This is a genomic window from Candidatus Brevundimonas colombiensis, assembly GCA_029202665.1.
In the GTDB taxonomy this organism is placed as follows: domain Bacteria; phylum Pseudomonadota; class Alphaproteobacteria; order Caulobacterales; family Caulobacteraceae; genus Brevundimonas; species Brevundimonas colombiensis.
In genome coordinates this window covers 2,139,179-2,165,789 of sequence record CP119326.1, presented here as the reverse complement: position 1 = coordinate 2,165,789, position 26,611 = coordinate 2,139,179, and the positions used below count along the sequence as shown (strand labels likewise).

The 26,611-nt window shown below is 66.4% G+C and carries 28 protein-coding genes and 3 tRNA genes; 12 read left to right on the top strand and 19 right to left on the bottom strand.

Going from position 1 to position 26,611, the window contains the following annotated elements; translation table 11 throughout:
* Nucleotides 1-45: 45 nt before the first annotated feature.
* Together rpoB and P0Y50_10475 are read right to left on the bottom strand one after the other, a co-directional pair.
* The gene (gene rpoB / locus P0Y50_10480) at nt 46-4,161 is read right to left on the bottom strand and encodes a DNA-directed RNA polymerase subunit beta (protein ID WEK38972.1); all 4,116 of its coding nucleotides are present in this window, start codon (nt 4,159-4,161) and stop codon (nt 46-48) included.
* Between the two features lie 356 nt (nt 4,162-4,517).
* Nucleotides 4,518-4,877 carry a DUF559 domain-containing protein gene (locus P0Y50_10475; GenBank protein ID WEK38971.1) on the bottom strand — a complete coding sequence of 120 codons (360 nt, stop codon included), beginning with the start codon at nt 4,875-4,877 and terminating at the stop codon, nt 4,518-4,520.
* Nucleotides 4,878-4,978: 101 nt separating this feature from the next.
* Between P0Y50_10475 and P0Y50_10470 the strand changes: the two genes are divergently transcribed.
* The 5 genes from P0Y50_10470 (at nt 4,979) to P0Y50_10450 (ending at nt 11,427) form a co-directional block, all read left to right on the top strand.
* Nucleotides 4,979-5,527: an FKBP-type peptidyl-prolyl cis-trans isomerase gene (locus tag P0Y50_10470; protein ID WEK38970.1), complete on the top strand. Its 549-nt coding sequence runs from the start codon at nt 4,979-4,981 to the stop codon at nt 5,525-5,527.
* 131 nt (nt 5,528-5,658) lie between these two features.
* A complete protein-coding gene (locus tag P0Y50_10465) occupies nt 5,659-6,159 on the top strand; it encodes a hypothetical protein (GenBank protein ID WEK38969.1) in 501 nt (166 codons plus the stop codon).
* Between the two features lie 134 nt (nt 6,160-6,293).
* Entirely contained in the window at nt 6,294-8,249 is a 1,956-nt protein-coding gene (locus P0Y50_10460; protein WEK38968.1) for a peptidase M61, read from the top strand.
* Nucleotides 8,250-8,496: 247 nt separating this feature from the next.
* The gene (locus tag P0Y50_10455) at nt 8,497-10,473 is read left to right on the top strand and encodes a peptidase M61 (protein ID WEK38967.1); all 1,977 of its coding nucleotides are present in this window, start codon (nt 8,497-8,499) and stop codon (nt 10,471-10,473) included.
* A 36-nt stretch (nt 10,474-10,509) separates the two neighbouring features.
* On the top strand, nt 10,510-11,427 hold the full coding sequence (locus P0Y50_10450) for a PHB depolymerase family esterase (protein WEK38966.1): 918 nt from the start codon (nt 10,510-10,512) through the stop codon (nt 11,425-11,427).
* Nucleotides 11,428-11,573: 146 nt separating this feature from the next.
* Here P0Y50_10450 and rplL read toward each other — a convergent pair whose 3' ends face one another.
* Complete coding sequence (rplL, locus tag P0Y50_10445) at nt 11,574-11,957, bottom strand: 50S ribosomal protein L7/L12 (GenBank protein ID WEK38965.1); 384 nt, start codon at nt 11,955-11,957, stop codon at nt 11,574-11,576.
* 62 nt (nt 11,958-12,019) lie between these two features.
* Complete coding sequence (gene rplJ, locus P0Y50_10440; GenBank protein WEK38964.1) at nt 12,020-12,535, bottom strand: 50S ribosomal protein L10; 516 nt, start codon at nt 12,533-12,535, stop codon at nt 12,020-12,022.
* A 318-nt stretch (nt 12,536-12,853) separates the two neighbouring features.
* On the opposite strand from rplJ, the gene P0Y50_10435 reads away from it, so the two are divergent.
* Nucleotides 12,854-13,561, top strand: a complete 708-nt coding sequence (locus P0Y50_10435) for a glutathione S-transferase (protein WEK38963.1) — start codon at nt 12,854-12,856, stop codon at nt 13,559-13,561.
* Here the strand turns inward: P0Y50_10435 and P0Y50_10430 are convergent.
* The 4 genes from P0Y50_10430 to P0Y50_10415 form a co-directional block, all read right to left on the bottom strand.
* Complete coding sequence (locus tag P0Y50_10430) at nt 13,558-14,103, bottom strand: DUF2059 domain-containing protein (GenBank protein ID WEK38962.1); 546 nt, start codon at nt 14,101-14,103, stop codon at nt 13,558-13,560. The genes P0Y50_10435 and P0Y50_10430 overlap by 4 nt on opposite strands.
* Nucleotides 14,104-14,172: 69 nt before the next feature.
* Nucleotides 14,173-14,577 carry an NUDIX hydrolase gene (locus P0Y50_10425; GenBank protein ID WEK38961.1) on the bottom strand — a complete coding sequence of 135 codons (405 nt, stop codon included), beginning with the start codon at nt 14,575-14,577 and terminating at the stop codon, nt 14,173-14,175.
* A gap of 189 nt (nt 14,578-14,766) precedes the next feature.
* Nucleotides 14,767-15,846 (bottom strand): AI-2E family transporter, encoded by a 1,080-nt coding sequence (locus P0Y50_10420; GenBank protein ID WEK38960.1) that lies wholly within the window; start codon nt 15,844-15,846, stop codon nt 14,767-14,769.
* Between the two features lie 82 nt (nt 15,847-15,928).
* A complete protein-coding gene (locus tag P0Y50_10415; protein WEK38959.1) occupies nt 15,929-16,345 on the bottom strand; it encodes a helix-turn-helix domain-containing protein in 417 nt (138 codons plus the stop codon).
* Between the two features lie 54 nt (nt 16,346-16,399).
* Between P0Y50_10415 and P0Y50_10410 the strand changes: the two genes are divergently transcribed.
* A complete protein-coding gene (locus P0Y50_10410; protein ID WEK38958.1) occupies nt 16,400-17,008 on the top strand; it encodes an NAD(P)-dependent oxidoreductase in 609 nt (202 codons plus the stop codon).
* 14 nt (nt 17,009-17,022) lie between these two features.
* On the top strand, nt 17,023-17,532 hold the full coding sequence (locus tag P0Y50_10405) for a nuclear transport factor 2 family protein (GenBank protein WEK38957.1): 510 nt from the start codon (nt 17,023-17,025) through the stop codon (nt 17,530-17,532).
* A gap of 117 nt (nt 17,533-17,649) precedes the next feature.
* Here the strand turns inward: P0Y50_10405 and rplA are convergent, their stop codons facing one another.
* The 10 genes from rplA to P0Y50_10355 all read right to left on the bottom strand — a co-directional run bounded on the left by rplA (nt 17,650) and on the right by P0Y50_10355 (nt 23,681).
* Nucleotides 17,650-18,339 carry a 50S ribosomal protein L1 gene (gene rplA, locus P0Y50_10400; GenBank protein ID WEK38956.1) on the bottom strand — a complete coding sequence of 230 codons (690 nt, stop codon included), beginning with the start codon at nt 18,337-18,339 and terminating at the stop codon, nt 17,650-17,652.
* Nucleotides 18,340-18,342: 3 nt separating this feature from the next.
* Complete coding sequence (rplK, locus tag P0Y50_10395) at nt 18,343-18,774, bottom strand: 50S ribosomal protein L11 (protein ID WEK38955.1); 432 nt, start codon at nt 18,772-18,774, stop codon at nt 18,343-18,345.
* A 364-nt stretch (nt 18,775-19,138) separates the two neighbouring features.
* Nucleotides 19,139-19,714, bottom strand: coding sequence for a transcription termination/antitermination protein NusG (gene nusG, locus P0Y50_10390; GenBank protein ID WEK38954.1), 576 nt, complete (start codon nt 19,712-19,714; stop codon nt 19,139-19,141).
* Between the two features lie 13 nt (nt 19,715-19,727).
* Nucleotides 19,728-20,027 (bottom strand): preprotein translocase subunit SecE, encoded by a 300-nt coding sequence (gene secE / locus P0Y50_10385; protein ID WEK38953.1) that lies wholly within the window; start codon nt 20,025-20,027, stop codon nt 19,728-19,730.
* A gap of 70 nt (nt 20,028-20,097) precedes the next feature.
* Nucleotides 20,098-20,173, bottom strand: a tRNA-Trp gene (locus tag P0Y50_10380).
* Nucleotides 20,174-20,281: 108 nt separating this feature from the next.
* Nucleotides 20,282-21,616 carry a hemolysin family protein gene (locus P0Y50_10375; GenBank protein ID WEK38952.1) on the bottom strand — a complete coding sequence of 445 codons (1,335 nt, stop codon included), beginning with the start codon at nt 21,614-21,616 and terminating at the stop codon, nt 20,282-20,284.
* Between the two features lie 96 nt (nt 21,617-21,712).
* Nucleotides 21,713-21,847 (bottom strand): hypothetical protein, encoded by a 135-nt coding sequence (locus P0Y50_10370; GenBank protein ID WEK38951.1) that lies wholly within the window; start codon nt 21,845-21,847, stop codon nt 21,713-21,715.
* A gap of 345 nt (nt 21,848-22,192) precedes the next feature.
* On the bottom strand, nt 22,193-23,383 hold the full coding sequence (tuf, locus tag P0Y50_10365) for an elongation factor Tu (protein ID WEK38950.1): 1,191 nt from the start codon (nt 23,381-23,383) through the stop codon (nt 22,193-22,195).
* 60 nt (nt 23,384-23,443) lie between these two features.
* Nucleotides 23,444-23,517: transfer RNA gene (locus P0Y50_10360), tRNA-Gly, on the bottom strand.
* Nucleotides 23,518-23,597: 80 nt separating this feature from the next.
* A tRNA-Tyr gene (locus P0Y50_10355) sits at nt 23,598-23,681 on the bottom strand.
* A gap of 148 nt (nt 23,682-23,829) precedes the next feature.
* Here P0Y50_10355 and rlmB point away from each other — a divergent pair.
* From rlmB to P0Y50_10340, 3 genes are read left to right on the top strand one after another with little or no spacing between them, the layout of a single operon-like run.
* The gene (rlmB, locus tag P0Y50_10350; protein ID WEK38949.1) at nt 23,830-24,726 is read left to right on the top strand and encodes a 23S rRNA (guanosine(2251)-2'-O)-methyltransferase RlmB; all 897 of its coding nucleotides are present in this window, start codon (nt 23,830-23,832) and stop codon (nt 24,724-24,726) included.
* A 31-nt stretch (nt 24,727-24,757) separates the two neighbouring features.
* A complete protein-coding gene (locus P0Y50_10345; protein WEK38948.1) occupies nt 24,758-25,567 on the top strand; it encodes a YjbE family putative metal transport protein in 810 nt (269 codons plus the stop codon).
* Nucleotides 25,564-25,893, top strand: a complete 330-nt coding sequence (locus P0Y50_10340) for a rhodanese-like domain-containing protein (protein ID WEK38947.1) — start codon at nt 25,564-25,566, stop codon at nt 25,891-25,893. Before P0Y50_10345 ends, P0Y50_10340 begins: the two co-directional genes overlap by 4 nt.
* Here the strand turns inward: P0Y50_10340 and P0Y50_10335 are convergent.
* Nucleotides 25,890-26,237 carry a carboxymuconolactone decarboxylase family protein gene (locus P0Y50_10335; protein WEK38946.1) on the bottom strand — a complete coding sequence of 116 codons (348 nt, stop codon included), beginning with the start codon at nt 26,235-26,237 and terminating at the stop codon, nt 25,890-25,892. The genes P0Y50_10340 and P0Y50_10335 overlap by 4 nt on opposite strands.
* 44 nt (nt 26,238-26,281) lie before the next feature.
* On the opposite strand from P0Y50_10335, the gene P0Y50_10330 reads away from it, so the two are divergent.
* Complete coding sequence (locus P0Y50_10330; GenBank protein ID WEK38945.1) at nt 26,282-26,608, top strand: metalloregulator ArsR/SmtB family transcription factor; 327 nt, start codon at nt 26,282-26,284, stop codon at nt 26,606-26,608.
* Nucleotides 26,609-26,611 lie beyond the last annotated feature (3 nt).

Genomic DNA, 26,611 nt, shown 5'->3' with positions numbered 1-26,611 from the left:
CGGCGATTGCTCGCCACTCGCCCCTCGTCACTCGCCACTTCGAACTCAGCTGTTCTCCAGCTCCACGTTCAGACCCAGCGAACGCATTTCCTTGATGAGCACGTTGAAGCTCTCGGGAATGCCGGCCTCGAAGCTGTCGTCGCCGCGGACGATGGCCTCGTAGACCTTGGTCCGGCCGGCCACGTCGTCGGACTTCACCGTCAGCATTTCCTGCAGGGTGTAGGCGGCGCCGTAGGCTTCCAGAGCCCAGACCTCCATTTCCCCGAAGCGCTGACCGCCGAACTGCGCCTTGCCGCCCAGCGGCTGCTGGGTGACCAGCGAGTACGGGCCGATGGAGCGGGCGTGGATCTTGTCGTCGACCAGGTGGTGCAGCTTCAGCATGTAGATGTAGCCGACCGTGACCGGACGCTTGAACTGCTCGCCGGTCTGGCCGTCGTACAGGATCGACTGGGCCGACTTGTTCAGACCAGCTTCTTCCAGCAGGCGTTCGATGTCGCCGATGTGCGCGCCGTCGAAGACCGGGGTCGCGAAGGGCACGCCCTTGGACAGGTTCTTGGCCAGTTCGATCAGTTCTTCCTCATCCTGCGGCAGAGGGGTTTCCTCGCCGTAGATATGCGTCAGACGATCGATCAGGGCCTGCTTCTGCCCGCCCTGTTGCCAGGCTTCCAGCAGACCGGAAATCTGCTTGCCCAGGCCGGCGGCGGCCCAACCCAGGTGGGTCTCGAAGATCTGGCCGATGTTCATGCGCGAAGGCACGCCCAGCGGGTTCAGAACGACGTCGACGTGGGTGCCGTCTTCCAGGTGCGGCATGTCCTCGATCGGCAGGATCTTGGAGATGACGCCCTTGTTGCCGTGACGGCCAGCCATCTTGTCGCCGGGCTGAAGCTTGCGCTTCACGGCCACGAAGACCTTGACCATCTTCATCACGCCGGGCGGCAGTTCGTCGCCGCGCTGCAGCTTCTCGACCTTGTCTTCGAAACGACGGTCCAGTTGCTTGCGGGCGTCTTCGAACTGGCGCTTCATCGCCTCCAGCTCGCCCATGGTCTTTTCGTCGTCCAGGGCGATCTGCCACCACAGACCACGGCTGACCTCGGCCAGTTTCTCGTCGGTCAGTTCGCCGCGGCCGATGCCCTTGGGCCCCGACACGGCGGTCTTGCCGACGATCAGCGGCTTCAGGCGACCATAGACGTTGCGCTCAAGGATCTTGAGTTCGTCGTCGCGGTCCTTGCCCAGGCGTTCGATCTCGGCGCGTTCGATCGCCATGGCGCGCTCGTCCTTGTCGACGCCGTGACGGTTGAACACGCGGACGTCGACGATCGTGCCGGCGACGCCGGGCGGCAGGCGCAGCGAGGTGTCACGGACGTCGGAAGCCTTCTCGCCGAAGATGGCGCGCAGCAGCTTCTCTTCCGGGGTCATCGGGCTTTCGCCCTTCGGCGTCACCTTGCCGACCAGGATGTCGCCCGGCTGGACCTCGGCGCCGATGGCCACGATGCCCGCTTCGTCGAGGTTGCGCAGGGCTTCCTCGCCGACGTTGGGGATGTCGCGCGTGATTTCCTCAGGCCCAAGCTTCGTATCGCGGGCGGCGACTTCGAACTCTTCCAGGTGGATCGAGGTGAAGACGTCGTCGCGCACGATGCGCTCGGAGATCAGGATGGAGTCTTCGAAGTTGTAGCCGTTCCAGGGCATGAAGGCGACCAGGGCGTTGCGGCCCAGGGCCAGTTCGCCCAGGTCCGTCGACGGGCCGTCGGCGATGACGTCGCCGAACTTCACCTGATCGCCCACGCGCACGATCGGGCGCTGGTTGATGCAGGTCGACTGGTTCGAACGCTGGAACTTCGACAGGCGATAGATGTCGACGCCCGAACGGGCGGCGTCCACGTCGCCGGTGGCGCGCACGACGATGCGGGTGCCGTCGATCTGTTCGACGACGCCGTCACGACGGGCGACCACGACCGCGCCGGAGTCCACGGCCACGACCGCCTCCATGCCCGTGCCGACCAGCGGCGCGTCCGACTGCACCAGCGGCACGGCCTGACGTTGCATGTTGGCGCCCATCAGCGCGCGGTTGGCGTCATCGTTTTCCAGGAAGGGGATCAGGGCGGCGGCGACCGAAACGACCTGTTTCGGCGACACGTCCATCATGTCCACGGCGTCCTTGTTCAGGAGCTGGGATTCACCGTTGATCCGGCCAGGGACCAGTTCCTCGACGATCTGGCCGTCCTTCAGTTCGATGTTGGCCTGGGCGATCGTGTATTTCGACTCTTCCATGGCCGAGATGTAGACCACCTCGTTCTGGGCCTGGCCGTCCTTCACGCGACGGTACGGGCTTTCGATGAAGCCGTACTTGTTGACGCGCGCGTGGGTGGCCAGCGAGTTGATCAGGCCGATGTTCGGGCCTTCCGGCGTTTCGATCGGGCAGATGCGGCCATAGTGGGTCGGGTGAACGTCGCGGACTTCAAAGCCCGCGCGCTCGCGCGTCAGACCGCCCGGCCCAAGCGCCGACAGACGACGCTTGTGGGTGATTTCCGACAGCGGGTTCGTCTGGTCCATGAACTGCGACAGCTGCGACGAACCGAAGAACTCGCGCACCGCGGCGGCGGCCGGCTTGGCGTTGATCAGGTCGTGCGGCATGACCGTGTCGATATCGACCGAGGACATGCGCTCCTTGATGGCGCGCTCCATCCGCAGCAGACCGACGCGGTACTGGTTTTCCAGCAGCTCGCCGACCGAACGGACCCGGCGGTTGCCCAGGTTGTCGATGTCGTCGATCTCGCCCCGGCCATCCTTCAGGCCGACCAGGATCTGCAGCACCTTCAGCACGTCATCCTTGCGCAGGACGCGGATCTCGTCGGAGACCTCGGGCGTTTCCAGACGCATGTTCATCTTGACCCGGCCGACGGCCGACAGATCGTAGCGTTCGCTGTCGAAGAACAGCGAGTTGAACATGGCCTCGGCGGCTTCCGGGGTGGGCGGCTCGCCCGGACGCATCACGCGGTAGACGTCGAACAGGGCGTCCTCGCGGTTGTCGTTCTTATCGACGCGCAGGGTGTTGCGCATATAGGCGCCGACCGTGACGTGGTCGATGTCCAGCACCTCGATGGTGGTGAAGCCGTTCTGCTCCAGCACTTCGATGGTCGGAACGTCCAGTTCGTCGCCGGCCTCGGCGTAGATTTCGCCGGTCTCGAAGTTCACGGCGTCATTGGCCAGATATTTGGTGACCAGGGCGTCGGCGGCCAGCGACAGCGAGGTGGTGGTGTCGCCCAGCTTCTTGGCGGCGCGCGCGCTGATCTTCTGACCGGCCTGGGCGATGACTTCGCCCGTATCGGCGTCGACCAGGTCGAACTCCGGCTTCACCCCGCGCCAGCGTTCCGGCTTGTAGGGCGTGACCCAGCCTTCGCCGCGCTTTTCATAAGGCACGGTCTCGTAGAAGGTCTTCAGGATTTCTTCGCCGTCCATGCCCAGACCCATCAGGAAGGTCGAGGCGGGCAGCTTGCGGCGGCGGTCGATGCGGACATAGACCACGTCCTTGGCGTCGAACTCGAAGTCCAGCCACGAGCCGCGGTACGGGATCACGCGGGCGGCGAACAGCAGCTTGCCCGACGAGTGGGTCTTGCCCTTGTCGTGGTCGAAGAAGACGCCCGGCGAACGGTGCATCTGCGACACGATCACGCGCTCGGTGCCGTTGACGATGAAGGTGCCCTTGTCCGTCATGAGCGGGATATCGCCCATATAGACGTCCTGCTCCTTGATGTCCTTGACCGAACGGGCTCCCGTTTCCTCGTCGGTTTCGAACACGATCAGGCGCAGCTTGACCTTCAGCGGCGCGGCATAGGTCATGTCGCGCTGGATGCATTCCTCAACGTCGTACTTGGGATCTTCGAACTCGTACGAGACGTATTCCAGGATCGCGCGTTCGTTGAAGTCCTTGATCGGGAACACCGACTTGAAGACCGCCTCGATGCCCTGCTCCTTGCGCTGGCCCGGACGGACCTCGCGCTGCAGGAACTGCTCGTAGGAGGCGCGCTGAACCTCGATCAGGTTCGGCATCTGCACCGCTTCGGGAATGCGCCCGAAGGATTTGCGGATGCGCTTCTTGCCGGTGAACGAGGTGGCGGAAGCGATCTGACCGTTGATGGCGAGATCGTGGGAGGCGTCGGTCATTCAGTGTTTCCCATGCGCACAGTCCGGGAAAACCGTGCGTGAAATGCAGCAGCAACGGCACGCGTTTCCACGTCCGCAGCCAGTTTTTTCGGCGTCCACCCTCGGCCCGCTGCCGGGCCAGGACGCCTGAAATGTACCGGCTCCCTGGGAAGGAGCCGCGCCTTCGCTCCGGTCGGAGGGCGACGGACCGGGCCTCGGCGCTTGCGCGCAGACTCAAATGGAGTGTTGCGGGAACGCGCACATATACGCGCATTCGCGACGAAATAAAGGCCTTTCCTCCCCATCGCGTGCGATGGGGAGGGGGACCGCGCCCAAAGGGCGTGGTGGAGGGGCTGTTTCCGCCTCGCGGACGCCCGCTACCTTGACCGCGCACGAACCTCGCCCGCCAAGAAGGTCAGGACGTCATCCAGCCCATCCCTGATGCTCAGGGCGGGAAAGCGGACCACATCGATCTTCTGATCCGCCAGCCAGGCGGTGCGACGCATGTCATGCGCGGCCTGGCCGTCCTGCTCATGAACCGCGCCATCCACCTCGACGCCCAACCGCGCCGCCGCGCAATAGAAGTCCAGAATATAGGGTCCGATCGGATGCTGGCGTCGAAACTTGAAGCCGCCCAGCTTGCCGCCTTTCAAGCAGGCCCACAACCTCGCCTCCGGCGGCGTCAGCGCCCGCCTCATCTTCGCGGCGCGCTGATAGATGATCGGTTCAGACGGCAAACAGCCCCTCCACCGCTTCGCGGTCCCCCTCCCCATTGCTACGCAACGGGGAGGAAAAGTCACGCATTGCCGCCATGATCGTCGTCATCTAGCGTCCGCCCATGACTCGCTTCGCCCTGCCCCTGCTCGCCGTTCTCGCCCTGTCCGCCTGCGCCACGCGTCAGCCGGTGACCTATGCCGAGACGGCGTCCGCCGCCGCCCGCGCCGCCGCCCAGGTTCAGGGCGAGGCCGGGCTTACGGCCCAGCAGTTGTGGGATCAGGGCAACGCCGACTATCTGACCTGGAACGGCGCCCGGCGCGGCTGGACCACGACGGAGAGCGGGCTGCAATACCGCCGCGTCGGCAAGGCCCACCCCGACGCCGCCCGCCCCAACCCGACCGACACGGTCAAGGTCCACTATCGCGGCACATTCATCGACGGGCGCGAGTTCGACAGCTCCTATTCCCGCAACGAACCGGCCGAGTTCCCGCTGAACCGCGTCATCAAGGGCTGGACCGAGGGCGTCGGCCTGATGCACGTCGGCGAGATCTACGAGTTCGTCATTCCCGCCTCGCTGGCCTATGGCTCGCGCTGGGTCGGCGGCGACGAACTGCCGCCCAACTCCACCCTGCGGTTCTCGGTCGAACTGCTGGAGGTCAAGCCGGGCTGAGCCGCGAATAGGCTGGCTGGCGCCCGTTCTCCATCCTATTCGCGCCGGCGGTCGCCCGCGCATTCAAGGCCTTGGTCGCCCGCAGCGGCGTTCTTCCGGCCATAGAAAGCGGCGCGCGCATCATGGTCGGCATGACCGATGACCGCTCCGACCCCCAACCGAACGCCCCCCAACCGAACGCCCCCGACTGGACCCGACGGTCCGCCGCGACATGGGCCGCCGCGCGCAAGGACTATCTGGCCGGCGGTTTCGCCGTCGAGGTGTGCGAGCGTCACGGCCTCAGCCTCTCGACCTTCCGCTGGCGCGCCCGCACGGAGGGATGGCGCCGGTCGGATCAACCCCATGGCGCCGTATTCGAACCGCTCGACAGCTATGAACTCGGCTTCATCGACGAGCGCCTGCCCTGCAACGCCGCCGACATGGCGCGACTGGCCTGGGCCAACGCCTCCAAGGCGATGATCGACGGCAAGCTGATCGAGGCGCGGGGCTGGTCTCGCCTGCACCAGGATCTCGCGGCCATCGCCAAGGTCGACGACCACGCCGTACGCTATTACCGCGACATGGCGAAGGACCCGAAAAGACAGCACAATCTGCCCGCCACCCCGCCCCTGCGTCCGATGGAGGAAGACTGAGCGAAATTGCACCTTCTTGCATTTTGCACGCGTTTTCGGCGTGCAGTGCAATTTCGGATCACCACTGACGCTTGACGCCCCGCCCCCTGCGGCGGACTGTCGCGCCTTCCCCCGGAAGTGTTTGAGAGTCCGTGATGATCCCCCTCCGTCTTCGCGTCGCCGGCCTGGCGCTGCTGCTGGTCTCGGCCGCCCCCGCCGCCCTGGCCCAGCAGGCCTCGACCTATGCGCCCGCCCTGCCCGCGCCCCAGCCGCCGATCCCGGACGCCCAGGACGTCGCCTATCCTGGCGTGATCGCGCTGGACGTGGACGCCACGAACCTGTCGCAGCGCATCTTCTCGGTGACCGAGACCATTCCCGTCGCCCAGGCCGGGCCGATGGTGCTGTATTTCCCGCAGTGGCTGCCCGGCGAGCATGGCCCGACCGGCCCCGTCCCCCAACTCGCGGGGCTTGAGATCACCGCCAATGGTCAACGGGTGCAGTGGGTGCGCGACACCCTGCACCCCTTCGCCTACCACATCGTGGTTCCGGCGGGCGCGACCGCCCTGGACATCAGGCTTCAGCACCTGTCGCCGACCGCCGGGGCGCAGGGCCGCATCACCATGACGCCCGAGATGCTGAACATTCAGTGGGAGAAGATGCTGCTCTATCCGGCCGGTCACTGGTCGCGCAACATCATGGTCCAGCCGACGGTGCGGTTCCCGGCGGGCTGGTCGTTCGGCACGGCGCTGGAGCCCCAGACCAAGGACGGCGACCTCCAGACCTTCAAGCCGGTGAACCTGGAAGTCCTGATCGACAGCCCGGTCTTCGCCGGCGTCCACTATCGCCAGATCGACCTCGACCCCGGCGGCCGGTCGCCGGTGCGGGCCAACATCTTCGCCGACGAGGCCGACAGCCTGAACGCCACGGACGAGCAGGTGCAGATCCTGCGCAATCTGGTGACGCAGATGGACCGGCTTTATGGCGCGCGCCACTTCGACCACTATGACTTCCTGATCGCCATGACCGACAGGCTGGGCGGCATCGGGCTGGAGCATCATCGCAGTTCGGAGAACTCGGTCGATCCGGCCTTCTTCACCGGCTGGGCCACCCACCTCAGCGACCGCGACCTGCTCAGCCACGAGATGAACCACTCCTGGGACGGCAAATGGCGTCGTCCCGGCGACCAGTATGCGCCCAACTTCAACAGTCCCCTGCAGAACAGCCTGCTGTGGGTCTATGAGGGGCAGACGCAATACTACGGCCAGGTGATCGCCGCCCGTTCGGGGCTTCTGACCACGCAACAGGCGCTGGATTCCCTGGCCATGACGGCGGCGACCTATGACACGCGCGTCGGCCGCCAGTGGCGCGCGCTTCAGGACACCACCAATGATCCGATCATCAGCCAGCGCCAGGCCAAGGGCTGGCTGTCGTGGCAGCGCGACGAGGACTATTATTCAGAGGGTGAGCTGATCTGGCTCGACGTCGACACCCTGATCCGGGAGAAGACGAATGGCAGGAAGTCGCTGGATGACTTCGCCCGCGCCTTCTACGGCGTTCAGGACGGCAGCTATACGCCTGCCCCCTACACGTTCGAGGATGTGGTCGCGGCCCTGAACGGGGTTGTCGCCAACGACTGGGCCGCCTTCCTGCGCGCGCGTCTGGACGCGGATGGTCCGAACGCCCGTGCGCCGCTGGACGGGCTGGCGCGCGGCGGCTGGCGCCTGGCCTTCGCGGACACCCCAACCGACTATATGAAGACCCTGTATTCGGAGCTGAAGCGCAACGACTTCACCTATTCCCTGGGATTCCAGACCGGCGAGGCGAACAAAATCCGCAGCGTCCAGTGGGACAGTCCGGCCTTCAAGGCGGGCCTGGCCGTGGGCATGGAGATCGTCGCTGTCGGCGGCCAGGCGTCAACGCCCGACCGCCTGTCCGCCGCCGTCACCGCCGCCAGGGACCCGGCCGTCCCCGTCACCCTGATCGTCAAGGACGGCGACCGGTTCAGGACGGTCGTCCTCGACTACCACGACGGACTTCGCTACCCGCGCCTGGAGCGGATCCCCGGAACCCCGGATCGCCTGACCGACATCCTGACGCCGAGAAAGCGCTAACGCCAGCCAGTCTCCTCCCCACAGCGTGGGGAGGGGGACCACGAAGTGGTGGAGGGGCTATTCACGCCCCGCAGCCGCCCGTGATGCAGCGCAGAGCCCCTTCGTCACGGCGCGGAAGACGCGCCGCGCCACCTCCCCATTTCATGGGGAGGAGACGGGTCGTGTGGGGAGGAGACACAACGCCACGCTTGACGCATCGCCCGACGCCCTCGACGGTGCGCGCCTGCCTTCACGCCTGGATGACCTGATGCCGCGCACCCGCCTGACCGCCGCCTGTCTCGCTCTTCTGATGTGCGGCGTTTCCGCCCCGGTGATGGCCCAGACCTTCCAGTCCACGCCCGTCATCACCGACGCGGCCCAGGCCCCGCTGGCCCTGCCCCGCGCCCAGCCCGCCATTCCGGCGCCCCAGGACACGCCCTATCCGGGCGTCATCCAGTACCGCGCCGACATCACCGATCTGGACCGCCGCATCATCCGCGTGCGCCAGATCATCCCGGTCCCCGCCGCTGGCCCGCTGACCCTGCTCTATCCCAAGTTCCTGCCCGGCAATCACGCCGCCACCGGCCCGATCCAGCTTCTGTCGGGCCTGACCGTCACCGCCGACGGCCGGCGGATCGAGTGGCTGCGGGATACGCTGGACCCCTACGCCTTCCACCTCGAGATTCCGGCGGGCGTGACCGCCATCGAGGTCGAGTTCCAGCAGCTGACCCAGCCCGACGCCTCCAACTGGCGCGTGCTGATGACCCCGGCCATGGTCAATCTTCAGTGGGAGAAGGCCATCCTCTATCCGGCCGGCTATTTCAGCCGCCGGATTCAGGTCGCGCCCTCGGTCGTCCTGCCCGCGGGCTGGAAATACGGCACGGCCCTGACGACCGCGTCGCAGGAGGGCGACGTGGCGACCTTCGCGCCGACCGACCTCTACACCCTGATCGACAGCCCCATCTTCGCCGGCGCCCACTATCGCCGCGTGGACATCGATCCGACGGGCGACCGGGTTCATCTGAACATCCTGGCCGACGAGGCCAAGGGGCTGGCCGCCACCGACGAGCAGTTGAAGCTGTTCGAGACCATGGTCCAGCAGGCCGACCGCCTGTTCGGCGCCCGCCACTTCGACCACTACGAGTTCCTGTTCGCCCTGACCGACCAGATGGGCGGCATCGGGCTGGAGCATCATCGCTCGTCCGAGAACACCGGCGCCCCCAACTTCTTCACCGACTGGGCCAAGAGCGCGGGCGACCGGGGCCTCTTGCCCCACGAATACACCCACTCCTGGAACGGCAAGTTCATGCGCCCGGCGGACGAGCTGACCGCCAACCACAATGTCCCGACCCAGAACACCCTGCTGTGGGTGTATGAGGGGCAGACCGAATACTGGGGCGACGTGCTGGCCGCCCGCGCGGGCCTGCATTCCAAGGGCGTGGCCCTGGCCACCCTGGCCAATGTGGCGGCCTTCTACGACCAGCAGCCCGGCCGTCAATGGCGCGCGCTTCAGGACACCAACAACCACAACCTGCTGGGCTACCGGGTGACGGGCCAGTATCCGTCGTGGATGCGCGGCACGGGCGACTATTACCGCGAGAGCCTGCTGGTCTGGCTGGACGCCGACACCCTGATCCGCGAGGGCACCAACGACCGCAAATCCCTCGACGACTTCGCCCGCGCCTTCTTCGGCCATGACGACGGCCAGTGGGCGCCGCAGGGCTACAGGTTCGAAGACGTGGTCGCGGCCCTGAACGCCGTCTATCCGCACGACTGGGCTGGGTTCCTGCGCGGTCGTCTGGACGCGGTCGGCCCCGACGCCAGGGCGCCGCTGGACGGCCTGGCCCGCGCGGGCTGGCGTCTGACCTATACCGATACGCCGAACGCCGACGAAAAGGCGGTCCAGACCGGCTGGGCCAACGACTTCCAGTATTCGCTGGGCTTCACCCTGTCGGGCGACAAGCTGACCAACATCCGCTGGGGCGGGCCCGCCTTCGACCAGGGGATCGGCGCGGGCTGGTCCCTGGTCGCCGTCAACGGCAAGGCCGGCTCGGCCGAGATCCTGCGCGAGGCCGTCACCGCCGCCAAGGGGACCGACGCCCCGCTGGAGCTGTTGCTCAAGTCCGGCGACCGCTTCCGCACCGTCGCCTTCGCCTATCACGACGGCCTGCGATATCCGCGTCTGGAACGGATCGAGGGAACCCCCGACCGCCTGTCCGACATCCTCGCGCCGCGGCGGCGCTAGCCCCGTGCTCCCTGCATTCACCAGAGGCGAAACCCGATGAAGCGTTTGATCGGCCTGATCACGGCCCTTGCCGGGCTTTGCCTGTTCGGCCAGACGGCCCAGGCGGCCGCGCCGTGCGGCCTGGGCCAGCCCGGCCGAACCCAGGCCGTGGCCATCGGCGGTTCGGGCCGGACCCTGCTGCTGCACGTCCCGGCCGGTTTCGATCCCGCCCGTCCCGCGCCCCTGGTCTTCCTGCTGCACGGCAGCGGCGGCACGGGCGCATCCATGCTGGCGTCGTCCCGGCTGGCCGAGGCGGCGGACAGGCACGGCTTCCTCGTCGCCGCGCCTGACGGCGGCATTCCGGTCGAGCGGGGCTTCGTCTGGAACATACCCGGCGTGCCGACCGTCACCGGCGCCGTGCCCGGCCCCGGCGACGCCGATGACGTCGCCTATCTGACGACCGCCATCCGCTATCTGGCCGCCCAGGGCTGCGCGGACGACAGCCGCGTCTACGCCACGGGCCTGTCGGGCGGCGGACGGATGACCTCCTGGCTGGGATGCGTCGCCGCCGACCGGTTCGCCGCCATCGCTCCGGTCGTGGGCCTGCGCGCCGGCAATCCCAGCAAGGACCGACCGGAAGAGCCCGATCCCGCCACCTGCCGCCCCTCGCGCCCGATGCCGGTCATCGCCTTCGCCGGAGACGCCGACACGACCAACCCCATCCAGGGCGGCGGCGCAGGCTATTGGAGCTACACCATGCACGCCGCCGAACAGCGCTGGGCCCAGTTGAACGGCTGCACCCAGGTGCGCGACACCCGCTGGATCGCCGACAATGTCTATGAAGAGGGTTACGCCGCCTGTCGCGACGGCGCGGACGTGGTGGGCCGCATCACCTCAGGCGGCGGCCACAGCTGGGTCGCCGACAACGACGCCCTGTGGGCCTTCTTCGCCGCCCGCACCCGACCGCAAGGCTGAGGCCGAAGCAAGGGGCGGCGCCTCGCTCCACCGCCAACCGACCAGACACTGATCGGCCTCAAGCAGCGCTCCGCGCTGTAGGCCAAAAAAAAGACCCGGCGGTTTCCCGCCGGGTCTTTCCGATATCAGCAGAGCTGAGACCCAGATTACTTGATCTGGACCTTGGCGCCGGCTTCCGTCAGCTTCTTGGCGACTTCGTCGGCGGCTTGCTTGGAGACGTTCTCGACGACGTTCTGCGGAGCGCCTTCGACCAGGTCCTTGGCTTCCTTCAGACCCAGGTCCGAACGGACGCCGCGGACTTCCTTGATCACGTTGATCTTCTTGTCGCCGCCGTCCAGCAGGACGACGGTGAATTCGGTTTGCTCTTCGGCGGCTTCAGCCGGAGCGCCGCCGCCGGCGGCCGGAGCAGCCATGGCGACCGGAGCAGCGGCGCTGACGCCCCACTTTTCTTCCAGCAGCTTGGAGAGTTCAGCGGCTTCCAGAACGGTAAGCGCGGACAGGTCTTCGACGATCTTGGCGAGGTCGGCCATTGTCAGTTTTCCTTCGGAGGATGAGGTTTAGAGAGTGATGCAGAGATGAAAGGCGGGGCCGCTTACGCGGCTTCCTTGGTGGCGTAGGCGTTGAACACGCGAGCCAGCTGACCGGCGGGTGCTTGCAGCACGCCGGCGATACGGGTCGCAGGCGCGTTGAGCAGGCCGATGAGTTGACCGCGAACCTCGTCGAGCGTCGGGAGCTTGGAAAGAACTTCCACGCCCTTAACGTCCACAACGGTTTCGCCCATGAAGCCGCCGATGATCTTGAAGCGATCATTGGCCTTGGCGAACTCGGTGGCGACCTTGGCGGCCGTACCGGGGTTCTCGGAATAGGCGATGCCCACCGGGCCCTTGAACAGGCCGTGGTAGTCGCTGCCTTCTTCGGCTTCGAGCGCCTTCAGCGCCAGGCGGTTCTTGACCACCTTGAACGCGCCGCCTTCTTTGCGAAGGCGACCACGCAGGTCTTCCATTTCCGCAACGGTCAGACCCAGGTTGTGGGTCACGACCACGCTGCCGGCCTCGGCGAACACGCCCTTCAGCGTTTCGATAGACTCGGCTTTTTGAGCGCGATCCATTGCGGTCTCCAGTCTTGGTATTCGCCGCCGGGCTTATTCCCGACGACGGATTGGCCAAAGCGCGCCGCATCGCTGCGAAACGTTCGGGCCGGTCGTATTGTCCGAAGGATGCGTCTGACGGCGTCCGTCCCGGAATGCGGGCTGACATCGGCAAGGTCGCGTCCCCATCTCCCCACGGCGTCAGAGGGCTCTCTGACAGTTATGGCCTGGGTGACCCCCACGCCCCGAAGTTCTCGGACAGGACCGCCGGAAGATGAACCTCCGACGGGAAGCGGCGCTCTTACAGCGACCCCGACAGGAAATCAAGGAGCGGCGCGCATGGCCTATCAACTCTATTACTGGCCGACCATCCAGGGCCGCGGCGAGTTCGTCCGCCTGGCGTTCGAGGCCGCGGGCGCCCCCTATGTCGACGTCTCGCGCCAGGACGGCGGCGAGGCCATGACCGCCCTGATGAAGGAGGCCGCAACGCCCTCCTTCGCCCCGCCCTTCGTTCGGCTGGGCGACCGCACCGTCGGCCAGGTCGCGGCCATACTGGCCTGGCTGGGGCCGCAGCTGGGCCTCAGCCCCGACGGCGACAGCGACCGGGCCTGGCTGAACCAGATCCAGCTGACCCTGGCCGATCTGGTCGCCGAGGCCCACGACACCCACCATCCCGTCGACCTGATGGCCTATTACGACGATCAGAAGCCCGAGGCGGCCCGCCGCGCCAAGGGCTTCCGCAAGGCGCGCATCGCCAAGTTCCTGACCTGGGCCGAGACGGTGCTGACCCGAAATCCGCATGGCGCCGACTGGATGATCGGCGACCGCCTGACCTATGCGGACCTGTCGCTGTTCCAGATCGTCGAGGGCCTGACCTACGCCTTTCCCAAGGCAACGGGCCGCGTCCTGGGGGCGACGCCGGGGGTGGTCGCCGTGCGCGACCGCGTCGCCGCCCTGCCCCGCATCGCCGCCTATCTGGCCAGCGACCGCCGCATCCCCTTCAACGCGGACGGCGTCTTCCGCCACTACCCCGAACTGGACGGCTAGCGCCGGGACTTGGCGCCCGCCTGGCCGGCCTCGCCACAGTTGAACCGCGCGCAGTATTTGCCCTGCAACTCGGTCATGAAGTCGGTCATGACCCTGACCTGCGCCTCCTGAACCGCCATGGCCAGCGGCGCCGTCTTGGCGGCGACAGACCGGCCGACCGGACTGCGGTAGAAGTCGATCTGTCCGCGCAGTTCTTCCTCGCTGTAGATTTCGGCATAGGCGGGGACCATCTCGTCCAGCAGCCGCGTCACCATCCGGCTCATCATGGGCGGCATAGCGGCGCGAACCCAGGCGGCCTCCTCACTCTGTCCGTCGCCGATCTTTTCAATCTCCGTGCCGATGATGCGCTCGATCTCCTTGGCGAAATTCGGTCCCGCCGACAGCCCGATCAGTTCGCGGGCCAGACTGCTGCGACGCGCCAGGGCGGCGTCCAGCGGCGCCGGTTCGACACGGGTGACGACGACGGTCTCGGTTTGAGCGTGGGCGCCCGTCGCGACGAGCGCAAGCGCAACGCCCAGCGCCAGAGTTCTAAGAATGGTCATATCAGCCTCCCGCCGCTCTTATCGCGGGGACGCCTCCGGGCTGACCAGCCGAAATCGACCGCCGGTTGTCTAATCGGCCAGCGGCGTGGCGTCGAAGTCGCGGATCAGGGCGGCCAGATCCGGCTCATGCACCAGGTCCGCCGCCTCGCCCAGGCTCATCCAGCGGCGCTCGCGCTGATGCGCCTCGGGCCAGGCGCCCATCTGGATCAGCACCTCCAGCGGATAGACCGAGACCACGCACTGGCGCACCCCGCCATCCTTCGTCGCCTTGGCGTAGCGGAAGACGCCGATGGATTGACAGTCGATGTCGCCCTTGACCCCTGCCTCCTCCATCGCCTCCTGGGCGGCGGCCTCGGGATCGGTCTTGCCGACCATCCGCCCGCCCTTGGGGATGACCCAGCGGCGCGTCTCGCGCGAGGTGATCATCAGGATGCGCCGCTGGCCGTTCTCCAGCCGCCAGGGCAAGGCCGCCACCTGTCGGGTCTCGGACCGGACCGTGCGCTTGGAGCCGACGCGCGCCAACCTCAGGCCTCGCCGCCGAGCGGGTTGGATCGTTCTGCCTGGGTCACGTCCTTGCTCCTCGACGGCGGTCGCCGTTTCGGCGCCGCTCTCGAAAGGGGATCGCGGCGGCTGCGTCAAGTTGTCAGCGCTCGGACGACCGGATTATTTCTGCCCCGGCGCCTTGGCGTCGGGGTCGTGCAGCACATCCTGTCTATACAGCATGGTCACCAGCGTATGCAGCACCAGGGCCAGGGGCGTGGCGAACAGCACCCCCAGCGGGCCGAACAGCGTGCCGATCCCCACCACGGCGAAGATGCCCAGCACCACGGGCAGATTGGCCACGTTCTTCTGCACCATCGGGGTGATGAAGTTGCTCTCCAGCTGAGAGATGATGATGTGGACCAGAACGGCCAGCAGGGCCGTCTGCCACCCCTGCGTGGCCGCCACCAGCACCGATGGAATGGTCGACACGATCGGTCCGACGATCGGCACGAACTGCGCCAGACCCGTCAGCAGCCCCAGGCCCAGGGCCGACGGCACGCCGATCAGAGCCAGGCCGATCCCGGTCAGGGTGCCGACCAGCACCATCGAGAACAGCTGCGCCTTCAGCCAGCCCTTCAGCGCCTTGCCGCAGGCGTTCAGCACCTCGCGCATCCGCGCCCGTCTGCTCATCGGCAGGATGGACAGCAGCCCCTCGCGCGACTTGGCCGGTTCGATGGCCAGGAACACCCCCGCCACGATCACCAGCACCATCGTCGTGACACCGGCGGCGAAGCCCAGGGCGAACTTCTGCGCCACCTGCAACGCCTCGCCCGCGCGGCTGCCCAGGTTCTGCAGCTGCTCCAGAATCTGCGCGGCATAGGGCTGGGCCTCGATCCAGGTCTGCACCTGCGCCCAGCCCTGGGGCACGATGGCGGCCAGAGCGTTCACCTGATCGGCGATCTGGGCGCCGAACAGGGCCAGCACCCCGGCCAGCACCGCCACCACGATCAGCAGGGACAGGAACACCGCCAGCGGGTCGGGCGCCTTCAGCCAGCGCACGATGGGATCGGCCAGGGCCCGCAGGATCACCGCCACCACGATGGCCCCGAAGATCAGCAGCCACAGGGTCTGCAGCGTCACCACCAGCTGCACGACGAAATAGCCGGCCACCAGCACGACCGCCCCGAACGCCAGCCGGCCCTTCCAGGGGTCGCCGCCCGTCACGGGCTTGTCGCCCCTCAATCCGCCAAAACCGAACATGTCGCCCCCTTCAAGGTCGCGACAGGAACGCGGGCGGAGCGTGGCCGTTCGCCGGCTGCGATAAAAAAAACCGAGCCGCCGCTCAGTGGGTCTCGCGGCATCCCCGATCATACTCGGCCTGGGCCGCCGCCACCTCCGGCATCCGGGTCTCAGCCCAGTCGATCATGGCCTGCATCGACGCCATCAGCCCCCGGCCCAGCGGCGTCACCGCATAGGTCACCGTCACCGGCGCAGTCGCGACGACGGTGCGCGACACCAGACCGTCGCGCTCCAGCGATTTCAGCGTCTGGCTCAGCATCTTCTGGGACACGCCGTCGATGCGCCGCTTCAATCCATTGAACCGCACCGGCCCCTGCCCCAGCACGATCAGGACCAGAGTGCTCCACTTGTCTGCGATCCGATCCAGCAGTTGGCGCGTTGGACAGGCGGCCGCAAACACGTCGCCGCGCGTCGTGGTTACGTCCAGGTGACCAGGTGTGGAAAAGGTGCCGTCTTGCATGGTCGTCCCCCATGCCACACTTGGTATCCATTGGAAACCAACAGGAGCCTCTCCATGAAAGTCGCAGTCCTCGGCGCCAGCGGCCGCGCCGGTTCGGAAATCACCAAGGAGCTGGCCTCGCGCGGTCATGCCGTCACGGCCATCGCCCGCAAGCCCGAAGCCATCCCCGTCGCGTCCGGCGTCACCCCCGTCGCGGGCGACGCCTCCGATCCCGCCGCCCTGGCCGCCTTGATCAAGGGCGCGGACGCCGTCATCAGCGCCCTGCATTTCGACGTGCCCGCCGAAACCCTGCTTGGCGCGCTGAAGACCGCTGGCGTGCCGCGCCTGCTCGTCACGGGCGGCGCCGCCAGCCTGGAGGTCGCGCCCGGCGTCATCCTGTTCGACACGCCGCAGTTCCCGGCCGAGTGGAAGCCCATCGCCAAGGGCGGCATCACCTTCCTTGAGGATCTGCGCCAGGAGAAGGACATCGACTGGACCTTCTTCTCACCCGCCGCCCTGATCGAGGAAGGCCCCCGCACCGGCGCCTATCGCACCGGCGGCGACCAACTGGTCGTGGACGACAAGGGCGACAGCAAGATCAGCTTCGCCGACTACGCCATCGCCATGGTCGATGAACTGGAGCAGCCCAAACACAGCCGCGCCCGCTTCACCGCGGCCTACTGAAAGGGGATCACGCCATGAGGACGTCCTTGATCGCCGCCGTCGCCGCCTTCGGGCTGGCGGCGGTCGCCCTGCCCGCCTCCGCCGCCTTGGCCCAACAGGCGGCGCCTTCCAGCAGCCGCACGTCGCAGGAGGAGGCCAACGCCCGTCTGGTCACCGCCTTCTACGAACTGGCCTTCAACCAGCACAAGCCGACCGAGGCGGCGCGCCTCTACATCGGCGATCACTATATCCAGCACAATCCATTCGTCCCGAACGGCGCGGCGGCCTTCTACGAATATTTCGAAGGCTTCTTCCGCGACAATCCCCAGTCGCGCGCGGTGATTCATCGGGTGATCGTGGACGGTGATCTGGTCGTCCTGCACGTTCATTCCCAGAAAACGCCCAGCGATCCGGGGCAGGCCGTCATCGACATCTTCCGGGTCGAGAACGGCAAGATCGTTGAACATTTCGACGTCATCCAGGAAGTTCCCGACGCTGCGACCGCCAACGGCAACACCATGTTCGACGGCTCCAAGGCCGACTGACTCCGCCTCGCGCGCCAAGACGACAACGGCCCCGGAGATCGCTCTCCGGGGCCATTTTCATGGAAAAACGGCGGGGATTTCTCCCCGCCGTTCAACAGTCTGACGTGTCGCTGAGGCTTAGGCGCCCAGCGAGGCCGGATCGACCTTGAGGCCCGGGCCCATCGTGGTCGACAGGCTGATGCGCTTCACATAGGTGCCCTTGGCGCCCGACGGCTTGGCGCGGACCAGAGCGTCCACGATAGCCTTGACGTTGGCTTCCAGGGCGTCCTGCGTGAAGGACACCTTGCCGATGCCGGCGTGGACGATGCCCGCCTTCTCGACGCGGAACTCGACGGCGCCGCCCTTGGCGTCCTTGACGGCCTGGGCCACGTTCGGGGTCACGGTGCCGACCTTGGGGTTCGGCATCAGGCCGCGCGGGCCCAGCACCTTACCCAGACGACCGACCAGGGCCATCATGTCCGGCGACGCGATCACGCGGTCGAACTCCATGAAGCCGCCGGCGATCTTTTCGTACAGATCTTCGGCGCCGACGTGTTCGGCGCCGGCGGCGGTGGCTTCGGCGGCCTTGGCGTCCTTGGCGAAGACGGCGACGCGGACGTCACGGCCCGTACCCGACGGCAGGTTCACCACGCCACGGACCTGTTGGTCGGCGTGACGCGGATCGACGCCCAGGTTGACTGCGATTTCCAGGGATTCGTCGAACTTCGACTTGGCGTTTTCCTTGGCCAGCTTGATGGCGTCGGTGAACGGCAGCAGGTCTTGGGTGACGCCGGTGCGGGCCTTTTGAGCCTTGGTTTGCTTAGCCATGGATTAGCCCTCCACCACTTCCAGGCCCATCGCGCGGGCGGAGCCTTCGATGATCTTGGCCGCCGCGTCGAGGTCGTTGGCGTTCAGATCCTTCATCTTCTTCTCGGCGATCTCGCGCAGTTGAGCCTGCGTGATCTTGCCGGCGACTTCACGGCCGACCAGCTTGGAGCCCGACTTCAGGCCGGTGGCCTGCTTCAGGTACCAGGTCGCCGGGGGCGTCTTGGTGATGAAGGTGAACGACTTGTCCTGATAGACGGTGATGACGGTCGGAAGCGGGGTGCCCTTGGCTTCCTTCTCGGTGCGCGCGTTGAACTCCTTGCAGAAGCCCATGATGTTCACGCCGCGTTGACCCAGAGCCGGGCCGATCGGGGGCGAAGGCGTGGCCGAACCGGCCGGCACTTGCAGCTTGATATAGCCGAGAATCTTCTTGGCCATTGGTCTCTCCTATGAATGACCCGGCGAACGAACGCAGGGCCGGTGAGCCGTGGTCCGGCATGGCTGCCTCCCACGGATTTGACGTTCCGCGAGCCGAGGCCCGCCGAGCGAAGGCGCGCGTGTAACAGAGGGGGGACGGAAAGGCAACGCAGGGACTTGCAGCCCCATCCCACTCCGTCATCCTCGGGCTTGACCCGAGGACCGGGCGCGGATCGGGCTATGCGTCGTCCGAGGCGCAACGCCGCTGACGATCCGATCCTCGGGTCAAGCCCGAGGATGACGCCGGGGAATGAGCCATACGCCACAACGAAAAAAGCCGCGCCCTTTCGGGCGCGGCTTCAAAATCTCGACCGGTGCGTGGGCCTCAGCCCGCGACCTTCTCCACCTGGCCGTATTCCAGTTCGACCGGCGTGGCGCGGCCGAAGATGGACACCGCGACGCGCAGGCGGGCGTGTTCTTCGTCCACGCTCTCGACCGAACCGTCGAAGCTGGCGAACGGGCCGTCGATGACCTTGACCTTCTCGCCGATGTCGAAGCGGATCGTGGGCTTGGGACGTTCGACGCCCTCTTCGACCTGGCCGATGATGTTCTGAACTTCACGTTCCGAGACCGGCAGGGGCTTGGTGCCGCCCGCGGCGCCCAGGAAGCCGGTGACCTTCGGCGTGTTCTTGACCAGGTGATAGGCCTGGTCCGTCATCTCCATCTTCACCAGCACATAGCCGGGGAAGAATTTGCGTTCGGAGTTCACCTTGCGGCCGCGACGGATCTCGACGACATCCTCGGTCGGGACCAGGATTTCGGAGAAGGCGTCCTCCAGACCCTGCTGCTTGGCCTGTTCGCGCAACTGCTCGGCGACCTTCTTTTCGAAGTTCGAATAGGCGTTGACGATATACCACTTGTGGCGCGGATTGGCGGGCTTCGCGGGCGCTGCATCGGTCATGGGCGCGTCTTTCTCAGGATCCGAAGGCGATGATGTAGCGGAAGGCGTAACCCAGGCCCGTGTCCACGATCCAGAAGAAGATCGAGGCGATCAGCACCATGATGAAGACCATCACCGAGGTGATCCAGGTCTCCTTGCGGCTGGGCCACACGATCTTGCGGCCCTCGGCGCGGACCTGGCTGATGAACTGGCCAGGGCTGGTGCGGGGCTTCTTGGGCTCGGGCGAATCGACCGTGATGGCGGCGGCGCCCGCAGCGACCTGAGGCTTTGCATTGGCCTGGGGCCGCTTGCCGGGAGTTTTGGCCTTGGCCATCAGTTGCTCTTCACACAATTGTTCCTGTCGCCCCAGATGGGAAGTCCCATCAGGAAGCGACAGGGGGGATTGGCAGGAGTTGGGGGACTCGAACCCACGACCCCCGGTTTTGGAGACCGGTGCTCTACCAGCTGAGCTAAACTCCTAGACAATCGCGCGAACCTTCCGGCCGCGCGTTCGCCAGAGGGGGGCGTATGCCCCACACCGCCCGCCATTTCAAGGGCGATGTGACGCTATCCCCGCCAATGCGACAGCTAGCCTTCCAGATGGGCCGCCACGGCGTCGCGCTCGTCCTCGGCCTTGATCAGTTCCTTGAAGATCAGCTTGTCGATGCGGCGGTCGTCCATGTCCACGACCTCGACTTCGAATCGGCCGACCTGCAGAATCTCGCCCTCGTCGGGCACGCGCGAGATCTGATGCAGGATCAGGCCGGCGACGGTGTGGAAGCCTTCGTGTTCGCCGAAATCCTCGCCCAAGGTGTCGGCCAGGTCGTCCAGGTCCGTCTGGCCGTCCACCAGCCAGCTGCCGTCGGCGCGCTGATGAATCCAGGCCTGTTCCTCGTCATGGCCTTCGTCGAAGTCGCCGGCGATCATTTCCAGGATGTCGGTGGCGGTCACCACGCCTTCGAAGGCGCCATACTCATCGACGATGAAGGCCATGTGCACCCGCGACCCCTTCAGGATCTCCAACGCCTTCAGCACCGAGGTCGACTGCGGAATGAAGGCGGGCTCGGCGACCAGCGGCTCGATGTCGATCTTGCCCGTCGTCAACAGCGCGTCCAGCACGTCCTTCTTGTGCACCAGACCCAGCGGGTTATCGACGTCGTTCTCGCGCGCCACCACGATGCGCGAATAGGGGCAGGTGCGGATTTCCTCTCGGACAACCTCTTCGGGGTCGTCCAGGGCGATCCAGAACACTTCGTGGCGCGGCGTCATGGCGACCCGCACCGGACGGTCGCCCAGGCGCATGATCTCCTCGATCATCTCCTGTTCTTCCGGCTCGATCAGGCCGGCCGAGGTGCCCTCGGCCAGGATGGTTGCGACCTCTTCCTGGGTCACGTCCGAGCCGTCGCGATCCTTGACCCCCAGCAGTTTCAATATGCCCGAGGTCGAGGCGGTCAGCAGCAGCACGAACGGCTTCAGCACGATCGCCAGGCTGGAGATCGGCCCCGCCATCTTGGAGGCCACGGTCTCGGGGAAGATCAGCGCCAGCCGCTTGGGCACCAGTTCGCCGATGATCAGCGAGACATAGGTGATGCACACGACCACCAGGGCCGTGGCGAAGAACTCGGTGTAGGCGGCCAGCGCCGGGAAGGCGACTTCCAGAATCCGGTCCAGCTCGCCCGCGATGGTCGCCTGACCATAGGCGCCCGCCAGAATGCCGATCAGGGTGATGCCGACCTGAACCGCCGACAGGAACTGCGTCGGCTCCTCCGACAGCTTCAGCGCCGCCCTGGCTCCCCGATCACCCCTCTCCGCCCGGGCCTGGAGTTTTGACCGTCGAGAGGAAACGACCGCCAATTCGGTCATGGCGAACAAGCCGTTGAGCACCACAAGGAGCAGAACGACGGCAATAGCGATGAGTAACATCTAGGGGTTTTTGGAGACCAGCGCGGCGCAACATTCGGCGTCCGCAGCGCTACATTAGGGCAGGAAGGCGGCCAACGCCACGTTTTCCTTCGGCCTTCAGCCCGTACGCCCCGCCTCGACCGAGCCATAGGCGCCCGACACGGGCCGCCCGCCGGCGTCATATTGCGCCGCGCAGGCGCTCATGCCGATCACGGTGCCGATGAAAAGACCCAGTCGAATGGCGCGTCGCATATAGTGACCGAAAGGTTAACATCCATCTTCGAACCTAAACCGGGATTTCCGGTTGCAGGCAAGACCGCTCGCTCGCCGGGCGAAAGTTCAGCCCCCCTCGCCCACCTCCCCCGTCATCCTCGGGCTCGACCCGAGGATCGGGTGCGGATCGGGCTGTGCGTCACCCCTGTCGCAATGCGGCGGAACATCCGGTCCTCGGGTCAAGCCCGAGGGTGACGGCGCGGAATGCAGCCAAGCCGCAAAGCAGAAGCGGCCCCCGGATTGCTCCGGGGGCCGCTCTGTACGCTTACTGTATCTCTCGGCCTCAAGCCGCGCGTGAGCGCCTCAGGCCAAAAGGATGGTCGATTACTCGACGATCTTGGCCACGACGCCGGCGCCGACGGTGCGGCCGCCTTCACGGATGGCGAAGCGCAGGCCCTGGTCCATCGCGATCGGCGTGATCAGCTCGACGCTCAGCTCGGCGTTGTCGCCGGGCATGATCATCTCGACGCCTTCCTTCAGGTGGACGATGCCCGTCACGTCCGTCGTGCGGAAGTAAAACTGCGGACGATAGTTGGTGAAGAACGGCGTGTGGCGGCCGCCCTCTTCCTTCGTCAGGATATAGGCTTCGGCCTGGAACTTGGTGTGCGGCGTGATGGAGCCGGGCTTGCACAGCACCTGGCCGCGCTCGACGTCTTCACGCTTGGTGCCGCGCAGCAGGACGCCGACGTTGTCACCGGCTTGACCTTGATCCAGCAGCTTGCGGAACATTTCAACGCCCGTGCAGGTCGTCTTCTGGACCGGACGGATGCCGACGATCTCGACTTCTTCACCGACCTTGACGATGCCCTTCTCGACGCGGCCCGTGACCACGGTGCCGCGGCCCGAGATCGAGAACACGTCTTCGACCGGCATCAGGAACGGCAGGTCGACCGGACGTTCCGGCTGCGGGATGTAGGCGTCGACGGTTTCCATCAGGGCCAGAACGCGCTGTTCGCCGATTTCCGGGTTCACGCCGTCGGTCGCGGCCTTGGCCGAACCCTTGGTGATCGGAATATCGTCGCCCGGGAACTGGTACGACGAGAGCAGCTCGCGCACTTCCATCTCGACCAGTTCCAGCAGTTCTTCGTCGTCGACCAGGTCGACCTTGTTCATGAAGACCACCAGGGCCGGCACGCCGACCTGACGGGCCAGCAGGATGTGCTCGCGCGTTTGCGGCATCGGGCCGTCAGCGGCCGAAACCACCAGGATCGCGCCGTCCATCTGCGCGGCGCCCGTGATCATGTTCTTCACATAGTCGGCGTGGCCGGGGCAGTCGACGTGGGCGTAGTGACGGTTGGCCGTCTCATATTCCACGTGCGCGGTGTTGATCGTGATGCCGCGGGCCTTTTCTTCCGGCGCAGCGTCGATGTCGGCGTAGTTCATCGCCTTCGCGCCGCCGGCCTTCGCCAGCGTCATCGTGATCGCAGCCGTCAGCGTCGTCTTGCCGTGGTCAACGTGACCAATCGTGCCGATGTTGCAGTGCGGCTTCGTGCGTTCGAACTTTTCCTTGGCCATGGCCAAAACTCCTGTGGCCCGGGTCCGTCAGCGGAGGGGCGCGATGCTGATCTAAAAACCTGGAGCGGGTAGACGGGATCGAACCGACATCCTCAGCTTGGAAGGCTGCTGCACTACCATTGTGCTATACCCGCGCGGAGACTGCGGAAGTTCTTGGGGAACGCCGCAGCCGATACCTCTCCGGCGCCGTGATCCGCAGTTCGTCGAAGGCGCGTGGTGGGGGAAGAAGGACTCGAACCTTCGAAGCTTACGCAGGGGATTTACAGTCCCCCCCCTTTGCCACTCGGGACATTCCCCCAGCGCGCCTTTTCGAACCGCCGGACCCCTCGTTCCGCCCATAAAGATGCGGGACGAAACAAAAGCCTTCGGCTTGCCGCCTCCTCTGCAGTAGAGGGGGCGCCCAGACCCGAAAGCCCTTGGGGCTCCAAATCGGAGGGCGTCTTATAGTGTCGTCGAAATCAGAACGCAACGACCGTAAAAGCGGTAAAAAGCAGGTCTTTGGAAATAGGCCCGGAGGGCCGCGTGACCGGGCACAAAAGCCCGCCGCGCAAGGGTTTTCCGCGCGTGAGGATGCGCCTCGGGCGCCCCGTTCGCCGGATCGAGGCCCCGATCGCGGCAAGGCGGACGCCGATAATTATCTGTGGGGCCGCCACCCGGTTCTGGCCGCCCTGGCGAATCCCGCGCGGCGTGGAATGGGTCGACTGATCGTCACCGCCGACCGCGCGCAGGAGATCGAGGACGGCCGGCTGAACCACGGCCACAAGATCGAGGTCATGGACAACCAGGCCCTGACCCGGATGCTGCCCGCCGGCGCGGTGCACCAGGGCATGGTGTTCAAGGTCCAGCCGCTGGAAGGCGTGTCGCTGGACGACCTGGCCGATCCCGCTCATGGCGTCATCGTCATGCTGGATCAGCTGACCGACCCCCAGAACGTCGGCGCCATCTTCCGTTCGGCCCTGGCCTTCGGCGCGAGGGGAATAGTCGTTCAGGACCGACACGCCCCGGCTCTGGCGGGCGCCCTGGCCAAGGCGGCGGTCGGCGCGACCGAACGCCTGCCCCATGCGCGCGTGACGAATCTGTCGCGGGCGCTGGAACGTCTGGCCGATCTGGGCTGGCGCGCCGTGGGTCTGGACGGATCGGGCGAACAGACGCTGGAAGAGGCGCTTGATTCGCAGCCCACCGTCCTGGTCATGGGATCCGAGGGCGACGGCATCCGCCGCCTGGTCGCCGAACACTGCGACGTCCTGGCCAAGATCCCCATGCCGGGCGGGTTCGAGAGTCTGAACGTGTCGAACGCCGCCGCCGTGGCGCTTTATGAGGCGGCGCGCGCGCAACGCGGCTGACAGAAGGCCGCACCGGCGTTAGAGAGCGGATATGGATTTCCTCTCGTCTCCCGAACTCGCCAGCCAGGCTACGGCCCTGGGCCAGGTCCTGTTGATGGATCTGGTCCTGGCCGGCGACAACGCCGTCGCCGTGGGCCTGGCCGCCGCCGCCCTGCCCCAGGACCAGCGCAAGAAGGCCATTCTGATCGGTCTGGCCGCGGCTGTCGTCATGCGCATCGGCTTCGCCCTGATTACCGTCCAGCTTCTGGCGCTGGTGGGGCTTCTGCTGGCGGGCGGCCTGCTGCTGCTGTGGGTGTGCTGGAAGATGTGGCGCGAACTGCAGGAGCAGCGCACCCACGACCAGGCCGAGGCCGAGAAGGAACTCGAGCTGGCCATGAGCATCGAGCATGGCACGGGCCCCTCGCCCGAGGAGCTGGGCGTCAAGCGCAAGAGCTTCGGCGCCGCCCTGATCCAGATCATGGTCGCCGACATCACCATGTCGCTGGACAATGTGCTGGCTGTCGCCGGCGCCGCGCACGAACACCCGTGGATCATGGTCTTCGGCCTGATCCTGTCGATCGCCCTGATGGGTGTGGCCGCCACCTATATCGCCAAGCTGCTGCATCGCTTCAGCTGGATCGGCTACATCGGCCTGGTCGTGGTGCTCTATGTCGCCCTGCACATGATCTGGGACGGCGCGCGTCAGGTCGTGGTCCGCACCGGCCATATGGACGAGTTCAACGCCTCGGCCCCGGCCTTCCTGGAGATCGGCCCTGAAGAGGCCGCCAAACACCTGGGCCGGAAGGGCGGCGCGGACAGCCCCGTTGCCGCCCCCGCCCAGCCTGCGGCGCCCGCCCGATGACGGTCGCCACGGTCACGGTCGAAGAGGCCGCCGCCTGGCTGCAGGCCGGCGAGGCCGTCCTGATCGACGTGCGCGAGCCGGACGAGTTCGCCGCCGCCCGTATCGACGGCGCGATCCTGGCCCCGCTCAGCCAGATGCCCGCCGCCTGGGAGGCGCTGGACCTGCCCGCCGACAGGAAGATCATCGTCCAGTGCCTGAAGGGCGGGCGCAGCCATCAGGTCTGCGCCTTCGTCGGCCCGATGGCTTCGGACGGCCAGCCCGTGTTCAACCTGACGGGCGGCATCCAGGCCTGGCATGCGGCGGGCCTGCCGATCATCGAGGGCTAGGCCGTCTCGGCGAACTGGTCGAAGGCCCGCAGGGCGTCCGCCGCATACATCAGAGCCGGGCCGCCGCCCATATAGACGCACATGGCCATGACCTCGGCGATCTCCTCGCGCGCCGCGCCCAGGTCCTTCAGCGCCTTGGCGTGAAAGCCGATGCAGCCGTCGCACCGCTGGGTCACGCCGATGGCCAGGGCGATCAGCTCCTTGGTCTTCTTGTCCACCGCGCCGTCGGCCGAGGCGCTCTTGGCCAGGGCCGAGAAGGCCTGCATCGGCTCGGGCTGGGCCCGCCGCAGTTCACCGATATAGGTCGAGATGTCGCGCGTCAGCGCTGTGTAGTCCTTGGCCACAGAAGCCTCCTTTTCAATTCGTGTTTTTATGATATGATCGAAACATGAAATGTAAAGACGCCATCGTCATGGACCTGCCCGACGCCCTTCCGCCCCGTGCGGATGAGGCGGCGACCTTCCTGAAAAGCCTGGCCAACCCCCATCGGCTGCTGATCCTGTGCGCCTTGGCGCAGGGCGAGCGGAATGTCGCCGCCCTGATCGCCGAGACGGGCGTGGCGCCCACCTCCATGTCCCAGCATCTGTCGAAACTGAAGGACGAGGGCGTGGTCGACTTCCGCCGCGACCATCGCACCCTGACCTATTTCATCGCCCACCCGGCGGCGGTCGAAATCATGACCGTGCTCTACATCCACTTCTGCGCAAAGGACTGACCG